Consider the following 15,294-nt stretch of genomic DNA (forward strand, 5'->3'; position numbering starts at 1 on the left):
GATTGAGAGGGGGAAATCAGCCACTCAGGAGAACCGAAACACCTTGCATCTGAAAAGTTTGACTGTCCGGGGATTCAAGTCGTTCGCGTCGGCCACGACGTTCGACTTCGAGCCGGGCGTCACTGCCGTTGTCGGCCCCAACGGTTCGGGCAAGTCCAATGTGGTTGACGCACTGGCCTGGGTGATGGGCGAACAGGGCGCCAAGACCCTGCGCGGCGGCAAAATGGAAGATGTCATTTTCGCCGGGACATCGGGGCGGCCCCCTTTGGGCCGCGCGCATGTTTCGCTGACAATTGACAACGCCGACGGTGCCTTGCCGATCGAATACAGCGAAGTCACCATTTCCCGCACGCTCTTCCGGACCGGCGGCTCCGAGTACGCCATCAACGGCTCGCCGTGCCGTCTCCTGGATATCCAGGAACTCCTCTCGGATTCAGGCCTGGGCCGGGAAATGCATGTGATCGTAGGGCAGGGGCAGTTGGACCGGGTCCTGCACGCCACTCCTGAGGACCGCCGCGGATTCATCGAAGAGGCCGCCGGCATCCTGAAGCACCGGCGTCGTAAGGAAAAGACTGTCCGCAAGCTGGAAGCCATGCAGGCGAACCTGCAACGCCTTGGCGACCTGACGGCAGAAATCCGCCGGCAACTCACGCCCCTGGGCAAGCAGGCCGAAGTCGCCCGCCGGGCCCAGACCGTGCAATTCGACGTCCGTGATGCCAAGTCCCGGCTGCTGGCGGACGAACTCGTGCAGCTCACCAAAGCTTTGGAGAAAGATGTCGCGGATGAAGCTGCGTTGAAGGAACGCCGCGAGACCGTTGAAGCGGAACTCGGCGCAGGTCGCCAACGCCAGCTCCGTCTTGAACAACTCGCTGCTGTTGCGACGCCCAGGCTCAATGCGGCCCGGGACAATTGGTATCAATTGTCCGCAACCAGGGACCGGCTTAGAGCCTTGGGATCGCTCGCCACGGAGCGTCGCCGCCTCCTCGGATCCACGGATGCTGCCCCCGATTCCGGCCGCGACCCGGACCACCTCGACCGGCAGGCGGCCCGGGTACGGCAGGAACAGGCGGAACTCGAGCACGACATCCTGGCGAAGCAGGCAGCCCTTCTCGAGGCCACCGCTGTCAAACAGGAAGCCGAGAACCTGGCCGCGGCCGAGGACAAGCGCCTGACAACCGTGTTGCGCGCGGCGGCCGATCGCCGTGAAGGACTCGCGAAACTCGTTGGACAATTGGCTGCCGCGCGTTCCCGGGCGGAGGCGGCGGAAGCCGAACGAGGCAGGCTCAGGGAATCGCTTTCTGCCGGTGAGGAACGCCGTCGCCACGCGCAAAGCGAGTTCACGGCCCTCGAGTCACAAGTGGCCGGGGTCGAAGACGGCGAGGAGAGCCTCGACGCCGAATACGAGGGCGCCAGCGCCCTTCTCGACGAGATCAACGCCGAGATCGACGCGTTGAAAGCCGCCGAACGGGACGAAGTCCGCGAACGTGATGCCCTCATCGCCCGCCGTGATGCCCTGCAACTTGGACTCAACCGCAAGGATGGCTCTTCGCGGATCCTGTCCTCGGGCCACCCCGGGGTCGTGGGTTCCTTGGCTTCGCTTCTGACAGTCGAGCCCGGCTATGAGGCCGCAGTGGCCGCGGCGCTCGGCAGCGCCTCCGACGCCGTGGTAGTGGCCGACGGCGCGGGAGCCGTCGCCGCGATGCAGTTGCTGAAAGACGCCGACGCCGGACGCGCTTCCCTTTTGCTGGCGGGCGCGCCACCGTCCGCCGCTCCGGAGCTTGACTCGCCGGAAGTGTCGGCGCTGCCGAACGGTGCGCGTTGGGCTACTGAGTTGGTTCAGGCTGATGGTCCTGACGCGGGTGGCGCCATGGCCCTCCTGGCCCTGACCGCCGTCGTCGACGGACTGGGCGCGGCGGCAAGCCTCATTGCAGGCAACCCGAGGCTCACCGCTGTAACCCTCGAAGGGGACGTCTTCAGGGCCCTGACCGTGGACGGCGGATCGGCCACGGCGCCGTCGCTCCTTGAGGTCCAAGCCGCAATGGACGACGCCGAAGCCCGGCTTCTGGAGCTCACCACCCGTCTTGAACGTGGCAAGTTCGCCCTGGCGGGGGCCGAAGCCCGCCGGGCCGACGCGCGGGAACGCGCGGACGCTGCCCTGGACAAACTCCACGACTCGGATGCCCGGCTGGCCGCCGTGGCCGAACGGCTTGGCCACCTGAATTCCCAGTTGCGCAGCGCCGTCGGGGAAAGCGATCGCCTGGCGGATTCCTTGGCCAAGGCCGAACTGAACATCGCCGTCGCCGAGGAATCCCTTGAACTTGCGGCGGAACGGCTGGCCGCGGCACAAGAAGCCCCCCAGGAAGAAGAGCCTTCCACGGAGCACCGGGACGCGTTGTCGAGAGCTGCCAGCGAAGCCCGGTCCTGTGAGATGGAGGTCAGGCTAGGGTTGCGCAGTGCCGAGGAACAGCTCGCCGCAACCAGCAACCGGGCTGCATCCCTGGAACGGGCCGCCGCAAGCGAGCGGCGTGCCCGTGAGGAGGCGGCGCGCCGGGCCCTGCGGCGCAAAGCCCAAGCCGAGCGGGCCTCCGCAGTGGCCTCCGCCGTTGGACAGACGGTTCGCTTCGTTGACGTTTCGGTGGACTTGGCTGCCCGCGCCCGTGACCACGCAGAGGCGGTTCGTGAACAGCGGGAGAAGGAACTTGCCGATGTCCGGAGCAGCAACGACGTCTTGGCCCAAGAACTGGCCGGACTGACGGATTCCGTGCACCGCGACGAGCTCGCGCGGGCCCAACAGAGGCTCAGGATCGAAGCCTTGGAAACGCGCGCCATCGAAGAACTTGGCCTGTCGGCAGAGCAACTCGTGGCCGATTTCGGTCCGGAGCAGCCCATTCCCGTGCCTGCTGCCGCCACGGACAAATGGGCCGAACTCCGCGCCCCGGTGGACGAGGACGGAAACCCTGTTGTCGAGGGCGTTCCTTTTGTCCGCGCTGAGCAGGAGAAACGGCTCCGGAAGGCCGAACGGGACCTCGCCGCGCTCGGCAAAGTGAACCCCTTGGCGCTTGAGGAATTTGCGGCACTCGAGGAACGGCACCAATTCCTGAGCACACAGCTGGAAGATCTCAAGTCCAGCCGAAAAGACCTTCTGGACATCATTAAGGAAGTGGACAACCGCGTTCAGCAGGTCTTTGCCGAAGCCTTCGCCGATACGTCCAAACAGTTCGACCACGTCTTTGCGCGGCTCTTTCCTGGCGGTGAGGGCAAGTTGGTACTGACGGACCCGGACGACATGCTGACCACCGGCATCGAGGTTGAGGCACGGCCTGCCGGCAAGAAGATCAAGCGCTTGTCCTTGCTTTCAGGCGGCGAACGGTCGCTGACGGCTGTCGCCCTGCTTGTGGCGATTTTCAAGGCGCGGCCTTCCCCGTTCTATGTCATGGACGAGGTGGAAGCAGCGCTGGACGATACGAACCTGGGCAGGCTGATCACGATCTTCGAAGAACTGCGCGAGTCCAGCCAGCTGATTGTCATTACCCACCAGAAGCGGACCATGGAAGTCGCGGACGCCCTGTACGGAGTGACAATGCGGGGCGACGGGGTCTCTACCGTCATCAGCCAGAGGCTCGGTGCCGAGGTCTAGCTTTGTGAGAAGCTAGGGGAGTGAATGATCTCCTCCCCATTATTCTGTCCATTGTCGCTGCCATTGTGGTGGTCGGAGGGCTGATTCCTGTCCTGCTCAAGGCGCGGAAGTCCTCCTCGACCTACGCTGGAACACGCGACGCCAACGATCCTGCTAATACGGGGTCGGCAGGCGGCGGAACGATTGTCGACGACGCCCCCGGTGCCGTGCGGGAACGCCCGGCACCCGGTATCGCCGTCGAGCCCGCCGACCTTGCCGTTCCCGAGACCGACGTTCCTGACGACGCCGCGGGGCTGGAACTCATCGAGGTGGAGACCCCTGCGCCGGTGGAGGGCCGCCTCAACCGGCTTCGGGCGCGACTGGTCAAATCCAACAACATCCTCGGCAAGGGACTCCTGGCGCTGCTTGCGAGCGACAAGATCGACGAAGATGTCTGGGACGAAGTCGAGGAAACGCTGCTCCTTGCCGACCTTGGCACCGAGCCCACCATGCAGCTGGTGGATGCACTGCGTGAACGGGTGAAAGTCCAAGGAACCCGCAACCCGGAGGAAGTCAAAGCCCTCCTGCGCGAGGAACTCATCAAGCTCGTGGACCCGACTATGGACCGCAGCCTGAACGTGGACCGCAAGGGAGACCACCCCGCCATCATGATCGTGGTCGGCGTCAACGGTGTCGGCAAGACCACCACCGTGGGTAAGCTGGCGCGTGTTCTGGTCGCTGAAGACAAGGACGTCCTCCTGGGCGCTGCCGACACTTTCCGGGCGGCGGCCGCGGAGCAGCTTGCCACCTGGGGGCAGCGCGTCGGCGTCGCAACGGTCAGGTCCCACGTCGACGGCGCGGACCCCGCCTCTGTCGCGTATGAGGCCGTCAAATCAGGCATCGAGCAGGAAGTCGATGTCGTCATGATCGACACCGCTGGCCGCCTGCAGAACAAGGTCGGCCTCATGGACGAACTCAGCAAGGTCAAGCGGGTCATCGAGAAGCTGGCTGAAGTGGATGAGGTCCTGCTGGTGCTGGATGCGACCACCGGACAGAACGGCCTGAACCAAGCCAAGGTCTTTGCCGAGGTGGTCAACATCACGGGAATCGTGCTCACCAAACTGGACGGCACGGCGAAGGGCGGCATCGTCGTCGCGATCCAAAAGGCTCTCGGCGTCCCGGTCAAGCTTGTTGGCCTTGGCGAAGGCCCGGACGACCTCGCCCCGTTCGAGGCCGAAGCCTTCGTCGACGCCCTGCTGAACTGAACGCCCTGCTGAACTAGCCGCATCCCACCCAACTAACTCGCAGTTAATGTCGTTTTCAGCCCTGAAAGCGACATTAACTGCGAGTCAGTTGGGTGAGTCGATACGCTCCGGTACGCGATGCATCGGCTCGCGGGCCACGGACCACCCGACGGTTGAGAGCAGGAGGATCCCGCCGGTTGCGCCGAACGCCCAGCCGTAGCCGAAACCGTCGGCCAGGAGGCCAACCAGAACAGGCCCGACGATCGCTCCGGCATCGGAGGCCATCTGGAAGGCCGCCAATACCTTTCCGCCCGAACGGCCGCGACCGATGATGTCCCCGACGGCGGCCTGCTGGGCAGGGTTCAGCAAACCCGAGCCGAAACCGGCAACAGCGGAAGCCGCGAAAAACGCGGGAAGACTGCTCGTCAAGCCGATGGTGCCAGTGGCCAGGCCCGTGACGACCAGGCCCAGCAGCATCATGGGCTTGCGGCCGAAGCTGTCGGCCAAGCGACCGGAGAAGGTCAGCGCCAGCGCGTTGCCCCCTGCGAACACGGCCAGGGCCCAGCCCGCCGAGCCGGCACCCGCGGCCAGGACAACCACGGCGAACAATGGCACGGTGGCCATGCGCACCCCGAAGGTCGCCCAGCCATTGCCGAAGCTAGAGAATAGCGCGGCCCTGTAGGCAGAATCGCGCAGGGCCTCTTTAAGTTGCATTGCCGGCCCCGCCGCGTCTCCTTGGCTCGCTCCCTTTGAACTGCCCGTCAGCTGCGTGCGTACGACGAGGGCCGCGAGCACCAGGGCAGCCGCGTAGGCAAGGAATGGGACGCGCAACCCGAACCCGGCAAGCAGTCCACCAACCACGGGGCCGAGGACGCTGCCTATCAGGAACGCAGACGCGTAAGCGCCGGAGACCCGTCCGCGGCTTTCCGGGGGAGCGAGGCGGATCAACAGGCCCATCGCTGCGACCGTGAACATCACGGAACCGGCCCCGCCGAGACCCCGGAACACCAGCAGTTGCCAGTAGCTTTGGGCGAAGGCGCACGCCGCCGTGGAGGCCGCCACAATCAGCAACCCCGCGATGTAAACGGGGCGCTCGCCGAAGCGACCCATCAGGACGCCGCCGGCTGGAGCGAATACCAGGCGCATGAACGCGAAGATACTCACGATCACGGCGGCCGCCGTTGCTCCGACGTCGAATGTGGTGGCGAACTGCGGGAGCACGGGCGCCACGAGGCCAAAACCCAGCGCGATCAGGAACGCTGCCACCAACATCACCTTGATGTCCCGAGGCATGGGGGCCTTCGTGGCGCGAGCCCCTTGGTTTGCACTGGATTTGGGGCTTGCGGTCATCGTGTTGAGGTCCTCCGGGTTGTGTTGGTGCGGGGAATGTGGAACTGACGAAACATATCCGTAACAAGGGCGATATCCACCATTTACGTTCGAGAAGTTCTTGTAACAGCCCCGCAATCTAAAACCTTCGCAGGTGAAACACTGCCCCGCAAAACTCTTACATAGAACGCAAATGCGTTGGGACAGGCGGCAAAGTCCGCAACAAAGAGCAGAGAGGACGTAGACATGGAATTTAGCGCCGGTCTCGTTTGGCTCCTGGTCGCGTCAGCCTTCGTGCTGTTCATGACCCCGGGCCTGGCATTTTTCTATGGCGGCATGACCCGTGCCAAAGCCGCCCTGAACATGATGATGATGAGCTTCATCGCCATCGGCACAGTGACCATCGTCTGGGTCTTGTGGGGCGCGTCGATGTCCACGAGCAACACGGACAACTTCTTCCAGCTCTTCGCAAACCCGTTCAGCCACTTCGGCCTGCATAACTTCACGGATCCCGCAGACCTCCTCCACGTTGGATACGCTGCTACCTTCGCGATCATCACCGTGGCGCTGATCTCCGGTGCAATAGCGGACCGAGCCAAGTTCTCGGCCTGGACGCTCTTCACCCCGATTTGGGCCACCCTGGTCTACGCACCCATGGCTTACATGGTGTGGGGCGGCGGGCTCTTCTCAAAGGACGGCTGGTTCGGCCAGACTTTCGCCCCGGTCATCGACTTCGCCGGTGGCACTGTGGTGCACATCAACGCCGGTATTGCTGGCCTGATACTCGTCCTGATCATCGGCAACCGCAAGGGCTTCGGCAAGGACCCGAATCACCGCCCGCACAACGTGCCCCTGGTCATGCTGGGTGCGGCGATCCTCTGGTTCGGCTGGTTCGGTTTCAACGCCGGTGCAGCAGCAACGGTAGAGCAGGCAGGCCTCATCTGGATCAACACCCTCACCGCGCCTGCAGCAGCCATGCTCGGCTGGCTTATTGTGGAGCGCATCCGTGACGGCCACCCGACCTCGCTCGGAGCTGCTTCGGGTGTCGTCGCCGGTCTGGTCGCTATCACCCCGGCTTGTGCCAACGTTTCGCCGCTCGGCGCCATCGCGCTCGGTATCGCAGCCGGCGTTGCCTCGGCTCTCGCCGTCGGCCTGAAGTTCAAGCTTGGCTACGACGACTCGCTCGATGTGGTGGGCGTCCACCTGGTGTCCGGCATCATCGGCACTGTGGCCATCGGCTTCCTCGCCACCCCGACCCAGGGTCCGGCCGGCCTGTTCTACGGCGGCGGTACTACACAGCTGGTTGCACAGTCTCTCGCAGCGCTTTGCTCGATCGTCTTCACCGGCGTCATGACATTCATCATCGCCTACCCGATCCACAAGCTCATGGGCTTCCGGATCTCCGAACGCCAGGAGATCGCCGGTGCAGACCTTAGCCTGCATGCCGAAACGGCATACGAGTTCGGCGTCGGCGGCCACGGCGGCAGCTTCCAGCCCCTGCACGACCTCATCACTGGCAAGGCATCGGCTGGAGCAACTGAGGAAACATCCGTATCAGGCAAGGAGAGTGTCCAGGCATGAAACTCATCACGGCGATCGTCCGCCCGGAGAAGCTCGACGCCATCCGAGAGGGGCTCGAAGCCTACGGGGTACAGGGACTGACGGTCAGCGCGGCCAGCGGCTACGGCCGGCAGCGAGGTTACACCGAGGTGTATCGCGGTGCCGAGTACAACGTGGATTTGCTTCCGAAGATCCGCGTCGAGGTCCTGGCCACGGATGAGCAGGCGGACGACATCCTCGATGTCCTGATCGCTTCCTCCAACACAGGCCGCGCCGGTGACGGCAAAGTCTGGACTGTGGACGTCTACGAAGCAGTCCGTGTCCGCACGGGCGAACGCGGCGCAGCAGCCATCTAAAGCACCCAACGCAAAGAGGGGCCGGGTACCTGGAAAGGTACCCGGCCCCTCTTTGCCTGTCCGCTTAGGCAGGAACCCAGCCAGCAGTCCGGCCGGCTCAGCCCCCGACGGCGGTGGGCCAGTCCGCGGGACCGGAGCCACCGGCGTCGTACTTTTCAAGCGGCACCGAATCCTTGGCCCAGGCTTTCAGCACGGGCTCAACGATCCGCCAGCAGTCCACGGCAGTGTCTCCCCGGACGGAAAGCAGGGGATCGCCGGTGATGACCCCCTCCAGGACTTCTCCATAGGGCAGGAGATCGGAAGCGTTCAGGTCGGAGGCGAGCGTCACGCGATCTAGCGTGAAGACGTCCCCGGGACCGTTGACGTCAATGTCGAGCTGCAGAGTGTCCGGACCGAATCCGATGCGCAGCTGGTTGGGGGAGTCCACGCCTTGGAACCCGGACGGCAGGTGCGGAACGGGCCGGAAGGTGATGATGGCTTCCTTGCGCGCGAGGCCCAAGGCCTTGCCTGAGCGCAGGATGAAAGGGACTCCCTTCCAGCGCCAGTTGTCGATCGACACCTCAACTTCCGCGAGCGTCTCGGTGTTCCGGGCGGGATCCACGCCTTCCTCTTCGACATAGTCCGGAACCGGATGCCCGCCGCTTCGGCCGGCGCTGTAGCGGGCTCTGCGCGTGGTCTTCCGGTAGGGCGCGCTGATGCTGCTCGCACGCAGCACCGTGGCGATCGCGCCGCGGAGATCGCTCTCGTCGATGGTGGCGGGGGCATCAATGGCCAGGAGCGCCATGATGTGCAGCAAATGGCTCTGGATCATGTCCTTCAGGGCGCCTGCGTTGTCGTAGTAGCGCGCACGCCCTTCGAGCGCGAGGTCTTCGTCGAAAATGACCTCCACCTTTTCGATGTGGTCCCGGTTCCACACGGGTTCGAGGAACCTGTTGGCGAAGCGCAAGCCCAGGATGTTCAGGACGGTGGCTTTGCCGAGGAAATGGTCCACGCGGTGGATGTGGTCTTCCGGGACCAAGGCTGCAAGGGTCTTGTTGAGGTCCCGGGCCGATTCCGAACTGGAGCCGAACGGCTTCTCCATCACTAAGCGGGTCCCGGCAGGCAGATCTGCGGCATTGAGTACTTCGCAGGCCTTTTGGCTGATGTGTGGCGGCAAGGCAAAGTAGACGGCTACCGGTGCTTCGAGTCCGGCCAGCAGCGTGGCGAGCTGGCCGTCGGCCGTGACATCCAGCTGATGGTAGGCGGTGTTGTCCTCCATGGCCGCGACGGCTTTCTTCCCTGCGGCACCGGCGTCCTTCCCTGCCTCCTCAAAGGCGCCCTGCACCCGTTTTGTCCATTGCTGGGCGGTCCAGGGGTCGGACCCGGCTCCCACAAGCTTGAGGCCGTCCGCGAGCCCGCCGGCGACAAGCCTGGCAAGGCCCGGCAACAGCAACCGGCCTGTCAGGTCTCCGGAGGCACCTAGGATGAGCAACGTTTTGACGGTAGTTTTGCTGGTCACTGTGCCAGCATGCCATCTTGCAGGCGCGTCTTGGTACCCTAGATAGTCGAGTCCCCCAGTTGAGTCAGATTTGTTTGGGGCAGGAATCGTCAAGATGTTGGCGCGCCGGAACGGCCGCCATTCGTAGACCATTGAAAGAAGTGCACGGCGCGTGTTCAATTCACTCTCTGACCGGTTGACAGCAACCTTCAAGAATCTTCGTGGCAAAGGTCGCCTCACCGAGGCCGACGTCGATGCCACCGTCCGGGAGATCCGCCGTGCCCTTTTGGACGCGGACGTTGCCGTTTCCGTGGTCCGCGAGTTCACGGGGCGGATCCGTGAACGTGCCTTGGGCGCCGAGGTTTCCGCTGCCCTGAACCCGAGCCAGCAGATCGTTAAGATCGTCAACGAGGAACTCCAGGAGATCCTCGGTGGCGAGACCCGCCGTATCCGCTTGGCGAAGACCGGCCCCACCATCATCATGCTCGCCGGCTTGCAGGGTGCGGGTAAGACCACACTCGCCGGCAAGCTGGCCAAGTGGCTCAAGGCTCAGGGACACAGTCCCGTACTTGTTGCCGCCGACCTCCAGCGTCCCAACGCCGTGACGCAGCTCCAGATCGTCGGTGCGCGCGCTGGCGTCCACGTCTTCGCGCCGCACCCCGGTACCACCTCCGACCTGGATGTTCCCACAGGCGACCCCGTCGCCGTCGCGCGCGCCGGCGTCGACGAAGCCCGCCAGAAGCTGCACGACGTCGTGATCGTCGACACCGCAGGCCGCCTCGGCGTCGACGCCGAAATGATGGACCAGGCGCGCCGTATCCGCCAGGCGATCATCCCGAACGAAGTGCTGTTCGTGATCGACTCCATGATCGGCCAGGACGCTGTCAATACGGCGGTTGCCTTCGACGAAGGCGTCAACTTCACGGGTGTCGTGCTGTCAAAGCTCGACGGCGACGCCCGCGGCGGTGCCGCCCTCTCGGTCGCGTCCGTCACCGGAAAGCCGGTCATGTTCGCGTCCACCGGCGAGGGCCTCGACGACTTCGAACTGTTCCACCCAGACCGTATGGCATCCCGCATCCTCGATATGGGTGACGTTCTCACCCTGATCGAGCAGGCCGAGAAGAACTGGGACAAGGACGAAGCGGCCCGGATGGCGAAGAAGTTCGCCGACCAGGAAGACTTCACCCTGGATGATTTCCTCGCCCAGATGCAGCAGATCCGCAACATGGGATCCATGAAGAAGATGCTCATGATGATGCCGGGTGCGCAGAACATCCGCCAGCAGCTGGAGCAGTTCGACGAGCGCGAAATCGACCGCGTGGAAGCCATCGTTCGCTCCATGACCCCGCATGAGCGTCTGGCTCCGAAGATCATCAACGGTTCCCGTCGGGCCCGCATTGCCCGTGGTTCCGGTGTGCACGTCTCCGAGGTCAACGGCCTCCTGGAGCGTTTCGCGCAGGCCCAGAAGATGATGAAGAAGCTCGCGCAGGGTGGCGGCATGCCCGGGATGCCGGGTATGCCCGGCCTCGGTGGCGGAGGTTCCCGCAAGGGTGGCAAGAGCGCGCCGAAGAAAAAGGCACGTTCCGGCAACCCCGCCAAGGCGGCCCAGGAACTGCGCGACGCCGAGAACAAGCGGGCGAACGCCGTCCCCACAGGCGCGGCATTCGGTCAGACCAGCGGCGACTTCGATCCTTCACAGTTGAACTTGCCCAAGGGCTTCGACAAGTTCCTCGGCGGCAAGTAGCCCTCCCGACCAAGGTTGTCAGTCCCGTGCCATAGGGTGGATGAATGCAAAAGCAGCGCGTTGTGTTCGTCCATGGAGCAGGCACATTCGGCGCTGCCGCTTGGCCGAAGCAACACGGCATGGCGCTCGAGTATGACGCGCTCTTCTTGAAACGCCACGGCTTCGATGCGCAGGCCGAGCCGTTGGAATCCGATGTCGCCGCCGATGTGGACATCGTGCTGGAGTGCCTGGGAGCGCGGGAGACCGCATCATCCTCCGGCACGGCTCGTGGCGGCCATGTTGTTGCGCATTCCCAAGGCGCGATTTCCGCCATGCTGGCCGCAGTGGAGAGGCCGGACCTGGTCCGCTCGCTCGTGCTGGTGGAGCCGGCGTGCCTTTCCTTGACGGCCGAATTGCCCGCCACCGCGGCCTACCGGGCACTCATGGAGCCGTTGTTCCGGGTCCGGCACGAACTCAGCGATGACGATTACCAGCGGGAGTTCGTCCGCCGGGCGTTTTCCTCGGAGGCTGCAGTCCTCAGTACCCCGGAGGCCCGGCGTACTGCTCGGCGTCTGCGGCTGCAGGCGCCGCCCTGGGAGGCCCCCCTGCACATTGTGCCGGGAGTTCCCACGCTTGTCTTGACCGGCGGCTGGGAACCGCTCTACGAAGAGATCGCCGGCTACCTGCAGGAAACCGGCGCCCTCCACCGCGTTGCGGCAGGAGGACACCGGCCTCATGACTCGATCGAAGGAGACCGGATAATCCGCTCCTTCATTGCGGACGTCAACCGCGCCGGATCAATCCAAGCTTCCTGATCAGTTCAGGCTTCCTGACTTCGCTCCCGGTTGTCCCGCGGGAACCTCCAGTTCAGGCAAGTAGACCTTGCCTCCGGATGCCAGGAACTCCTCGCTCTTTTCGCGCATGCCGCTGTACATTTCCGCGATGGCTGCTTGGGAATCCGCTGAACCGTATTCGTCGCGGATGTCCTGGCTGATGCGCATGGAGCAGAATTTCGGCCCGCACATGGAACAGAAATGCGCCGTCTTGGCTGGTTCGGCCGGGAGCGTCTCGTCATGGAATGACTCTGCGGTAACGGGGTCCAGGGAAAGCGCGAACTGGTCGCGCCAGCGGAACTCAAAGCGGGCCTTCGACAGGGCGTCGTCGCGTTCGTGTGCGCCCGGATGTCCCTTGGCGAGGTCGGCAGCATGGGCGGCGATCTTGTACGTGATCACACCAGTCTTGACATCGTCCTTGTTTGGCAGGCCCAAGTGCTCCTTAGGCGTGACGTAGCAAAGCATGGCTGTTCCGTAGCGGGCAATCTCGGTAGCGCCGATCGCCGAGGTGATGTGGTCGTAGCCCGGGGCCACGTCGGTGACCAGGGGGCCCAAGGTGTAGAAGGGGGCACCCTTGCACAGTTCCTGCTGGCGTTCCACGTTTTCCCGCACCAAGTGGAACGGTATGTGGCCCGGCCCCTCGACCATGACCTGTACGTCAAACTCCCAGGCCCGCATAGTCAGCTCGGCCAAGGTGTCCAGCTCGGCGAACTGCGCGGCGTCGTTCGCGTCCGCCGTCGCTCCCGGGCGCAGCCCGTCGCCGAGGGAGAACGCGACGTCGTACTTCGCGAAGATTTCGCAGAGTTCGTCGAAATGGGTGTAGAGGAAGTTTTCCTCGTGGTGGGCCAGGCACCAGCCCGCCATGATGGAGCCGCCGCGGGAAACGATGCCGGTCACGCGATTGGCGGTCAGCGGAACGTAGCGCAGCAGTACGCCGGCGTGGATGGTCATGTAGTCCACGCCCTGCTCGCATTGTTCAATGACGGTGTCGCGGAAGATCTCCCAGGTGAGCTTGTTGGCTTCGCCGTTGACCTTTTCCAGGGCCTGGTAGATGGGCACGGTGCCGATCGGCACCGGGGAGTTGCGGATGATCCATTCGCGGGTGGTGTGGATGTCGTCGCCGGTGGACAGGTCCATGACCGTGTCTGCGCCCCACTGCGTGGCCCACTGCAGCTTGTCCACTTCTTCGGCGATTGAACTGGTGACGGCCGAGTTGCCGATGTTGGCGTTGATCTTCACGAGGAAGGCCTTGCCGATGATCATCGGTTCGGATTCGGGGTGGTTGATGTTGTTGGGAATGATGGCCCTGCCGGCGGCGACTTCGCTGCGGACCAGTTCAACATCGCAGTTTTCGCGAAGTGCCACGAACTGCATCTCCGGCGTGACGATGCCTTGCTTGGCATAGTGCATCTGAGTGACCGTCTTGCCTTCGACGGCGCGGCGGGGCACCGGCTGTGCGCCCTTCCACTCCGCGGAGGCGGCGCCGCGGCGCACGGCCGACTTGCCGTCGTCGAGCAGGTTCCGTTCCCGGCCGCCGTAGACCTCGGTATCGCGGCGGGCTTCGATCCATTCGCTGCGGAATGGCTCAAGGCCGACCACCGGATCGCTCCCGGGCCCTGCGGTGCGGTACACCTGGAAGGGCGCGTTGGCCTCGCCGTTCGGGGACGGTTCCAAGGCGATTTCCGTCACCGGAACCCGGATTCCCGTGTCGGCATCCTCCAGGAACGCGAGGGAATGCGATTTGAGGGACTGGGTCACTTCCTGCGCCGATCCGTTTTGGATAGGGCTCAGCTGTGTTTCTTTGGTGCTCAAAGGATTACTCACTTCCTTCGCCGGCATTACCCGGACAGGTTCAACGGTCGCAGGCTGCGTCAGCCCGATCTCAGCCCTTGCGAGGGCCCCCGTGTGGTCGTACATGAAGCTACCACAGCCGTTGGTGCCCAGGACAGATGTGACAGAGGACAGATGTGACCAGGACAGATGTGACCAGGACAGATGTGACCGAGCAGCGACGGCCGTCGGAGCTTAAGGTGGAGGCATGCCAGAAATCATCGAGTTCAGCGGCACCATCCTTACAGGGCCGAAGGATGAACGGCGCGGGCTCTGGTCCGTCGACGGCCGGCTGACCTTTGTCCGACCCCCTGCCAAGCCGGACGCCGTCCTGGACGGTTGGGTCCTTCCCGGCATGGTGGACGCCCACTGCCATGTCGGTCTGGGCAAGGGCGGGGCCGTGGATGAGGAGACCGCGCGTCTTCAGGCAACGGCGGACCGGAACGCCGGAACGCTTTTGATCCGCGACGCCGGCTCCGCAAGCGATACACGCTGGCTTCAGAACCAACCGGATATGCCGAGGATCATCCGCGCGGGCCGGCACATCGCCAAGCAGCGGCGGTATATCCGTGGGCTGGCCGAGGAAGTTGAGCCGGAGGATCTGGTGGAAGCGGTGCGCAAGCAGGCCCGGTCCGGCGATGGGTGGGTCAAGATCGTAGGAGACTGGATCGACCGGTCCACCGGGGACTTGGGTCCGTCCTTTCCGGCCACCACGGTCAAGGACGCTGTCGCAGCCGCACACGACGAGGGAGCCCGTGTGACGGCTCATTGCTTCGCTGAAGAAACCATTGACGACATGCTCGACGCCGGCATCGACTGCATCGAGCACGCTACCGGTCTGTTGCCGCACCACATTCCACGCTTGCTGGATCAGGGAGTGCCGATCGTCCCGACGCTCATCAACATTGCCACCTTCCCGGATATCGCCAGGCAGGCAGAATCGAAGTTCCCGCGCTACGCCGCCCACATGACCAGGCTCTGGGAGCCCCGGCATGAGCGGGTCCGCGAGGCGTTCGACGCCGGGGTGCGGGTGTATGCCGGGACTGACGCCGGCAGCGTCATCAAGCATGGCCGTATCGGCGAGGAAATCCTGGAGCTTCACCAGGCCGGATTGCCGGCGTGGGCTGCGCTCGATGCTGCCTGCTGGTCCGCCCGGGAATGGCTAGGCGTGGACGGCGTCAGCGAAGGTGCCAGTGCCGACGTCGTGCTGTACGGGAAGGATCCACGGGCCTTCCTGGACGTCGTGCTGAAACCGAAGGCCATCGTACTCAGGGGGCATATTTCAGGAAGCGGCAAGCATTAGGAATAAATTGAAGCTTCAAGTAA

At 64.2% G+C, this 15,294-nt stretch carries 10 protein-coding genes and 1 riboswitch; of the genes, 7 read left to right on the forward strand and 3 right to left on the reverse strand.

Annotated elements, in window-relative coordinates; translation table 11 throughout:
* The first annotated feature begins 43 nt into the window (after positions 1–43).
* Positions 44–3,637, forward strand: a complete 3,594-nt coding sequence (smc, locus tag OW521_RS20305) for a chromosome segregation protein SMC (RefSeq protein ID WP_268021325.1) — start codon at positions 44–46, stop codon at positions 3,635–3,637.
* A 20-nt stretch (positions 3,638–3,657) separates the two neighbouring features.
* Positions 3,658–4,881 carry a signal recognition particle-docking protein FtsY gene (gene ftsY / locus OW521_RS20310; RefSeq protein ID WP_268021326.1) on the forward strand — a complete coding sequence of 408 codons (1,224 nt, stop codon included), beginning with the start codon at positions 3,658–3,660 and terminating at the stop codon, positions 4,879–4,881.
* Positions 4,882–4,965: 84 nt separating this feature from the next.
* On the opposite strand, the gene OW521_RS20315 is transcribed toward ftsY, so the two are convergent.
* The gene (locus OW521_RS20315; RefSeq protein WP_268021327.1) at positions 4,966–6,210 is read right to left on the reverse strand and encodes an MFS transporter; all 1,245 of its coding nucleotides are present in this window, start codon (positions 6,208–6,210) and stop codon (positions 4,966–4,968) included.
* A 225-nt stretch (positions 6,211–6,435) separates the two neighbouring features.
* Here OW521_RS20315 and OW521_RS20320 point away from each other — a divergent pair, with 225 nt between their 5' ends.
* Both OW521_RS20320 and OW521_RS20325 read left to right on the forward strand, forming a co-directional pair.
* Positions 6,436–7,770 (forward strand): ammonium transporter, encoded by a 1,335-nt coding sequence (locus tag OW521_RS20320; protein WP_268021328.1) that lies wholly within the window; start codon positions 6,436–6,438, stop codon positions 7,768–7,770.
* Entirely contained in the window at positions 7,767–8,105 is a 339-nt protein-coding gene (locus tag OW521_RS20325; RefSeq protein ID WP_028264639.1) for a P-II family nitrogen regulator, read from the forward strand. The genes OW521_RS20320 and OW521_RS20325 overlap by 4 nt, the downstream gene beginning before the upstream one ends.
* A gap of 97 nt (positions 8,106–8,202) precedes the next feature.
* On the opposite strand, the gene OW521_RS20330 is transcribed toward OW521_RS20325, so the two are convergent.
* Complete coding sequence (locus tag OW521_RS20330) at positions 8,203–9,603, reverse strand: glucose-6-phosphate dehydrogenase (protein WP_268021329.1); 1,401 nt, start codon at positions 9,601–9,603, stop codon at positions 8,203–8,205.
* Between the two features lie 151 nt (positions 9,604–9,754).
* Between OW521_RS20330 and ffh the strand changes: the two genes are divergently transcribed.
* Both ffh and OW521_RS20340 read left to right on the forward strand, forming a co-directional pair.
* On the forward strand, positions 9,755–11,326 hold the full coding sequence (gene ffh, locus OW521_RS20335) for a signal recognition particle protein (protein ID WP_268021330.1): 1,572 nt from the start codon (positions 9,755–9,757) through the stop codon (positions 11,324–11,326).
* 44 nt (positions 11,327–11,370) lie between these two features.
* Entirely contained in the window at positions 11,371–12,120 is a 750-nt protein-coding gene (locus OW521_RS20340) for an alpha/beta fold hydrolase (protein ID WP_268021331.1), read from the forward strand.
* On the opposite strand, the gene thiC is transcribed toward OW521_RS20340, so the two are convergent.
* The gene (gene thiC, locus OW521_RS20345) at positions 12,121–13,950 is read right to left on the reverse strand and encodes a phosphomethylpyrimidine synthase ThiC (RefSeq protein ID WP_326493983.1); all 1,830 of its coding nucleotides are present in this window, start codon (positions 13,948–13,950) and stop codon (positions 12,121–12,123) included.
* Positions 13,946–14,053: riboswitch (TPP riboswitch) on the reverse strand. Its footprint overlaps the gene before it by 5 nt.
* A 123-nt stretch (positions 14,054–14,176) precedes the next feature.
* On the opposite strand from thiC, the gene OW521_RS20350 reads away from it, so the two are divergent.
* The gene (locus tag OW521_RS20350; RefSeq protein WP_268021332.1) at positions 14,177–15,271 is read left to right on the forward strand and encodes an amidohydrolase family protein; all 1,095 of its coding nucleotides are present in this window, start codon (positions 14,177–14,179) and stop codon (positions 15,269–15,271) included.
* Positions 15,272–15,294: the final 23 nt, after the last annotated feature.

Source organism: Arthrobacter sp. MMS18-M83, assembly GCF_026683955.1.
Lineage (GTDB): Bacteria > Actinomycetota > Actinomycetes > Actinomycetales > Micrococcaceae > Arthrobacter.

Bases quoted from the DNA above. Each gene is read 5' to 3' on its own strand.
- OW521_RS20315 (WP_268021327.1), bottom strand. From the start codon at position 6,210: ATGACCGCAAGCCCCAAATCCAGTGCAAACCAAGGGGCTCGCGCCACG.
- OW521_RS20320 (WP_268021328.1), top strand. From the start codon at position 6,436: ATGGAATTTAGCGCCGGTCTCGTTTGGCTCCTGGTCGCGTCAGCCTTC.
- OW521_RS20325 (WP_028264639.1), top strand. From the start codon at position 7,767: ATGAAACTCATCACGGCGATCGTCCGCCCGGAGAAGCTCGACGCCATC.
- OW521_RS20340 (WP_268021331.1), top strand. From the start codon at position 11,371: ATGCAAAAGCAGCGCGTTGTGTTCGTCCATGGAGCAGGCACATTCGGC.
- OW521_RS20350 (WP_268021332.1), top strand. From the start codon at position 14,177: ATGCCAGAAATCATCGAGTTCAGCGGCACCATCCTTACAGGGCCGAAG.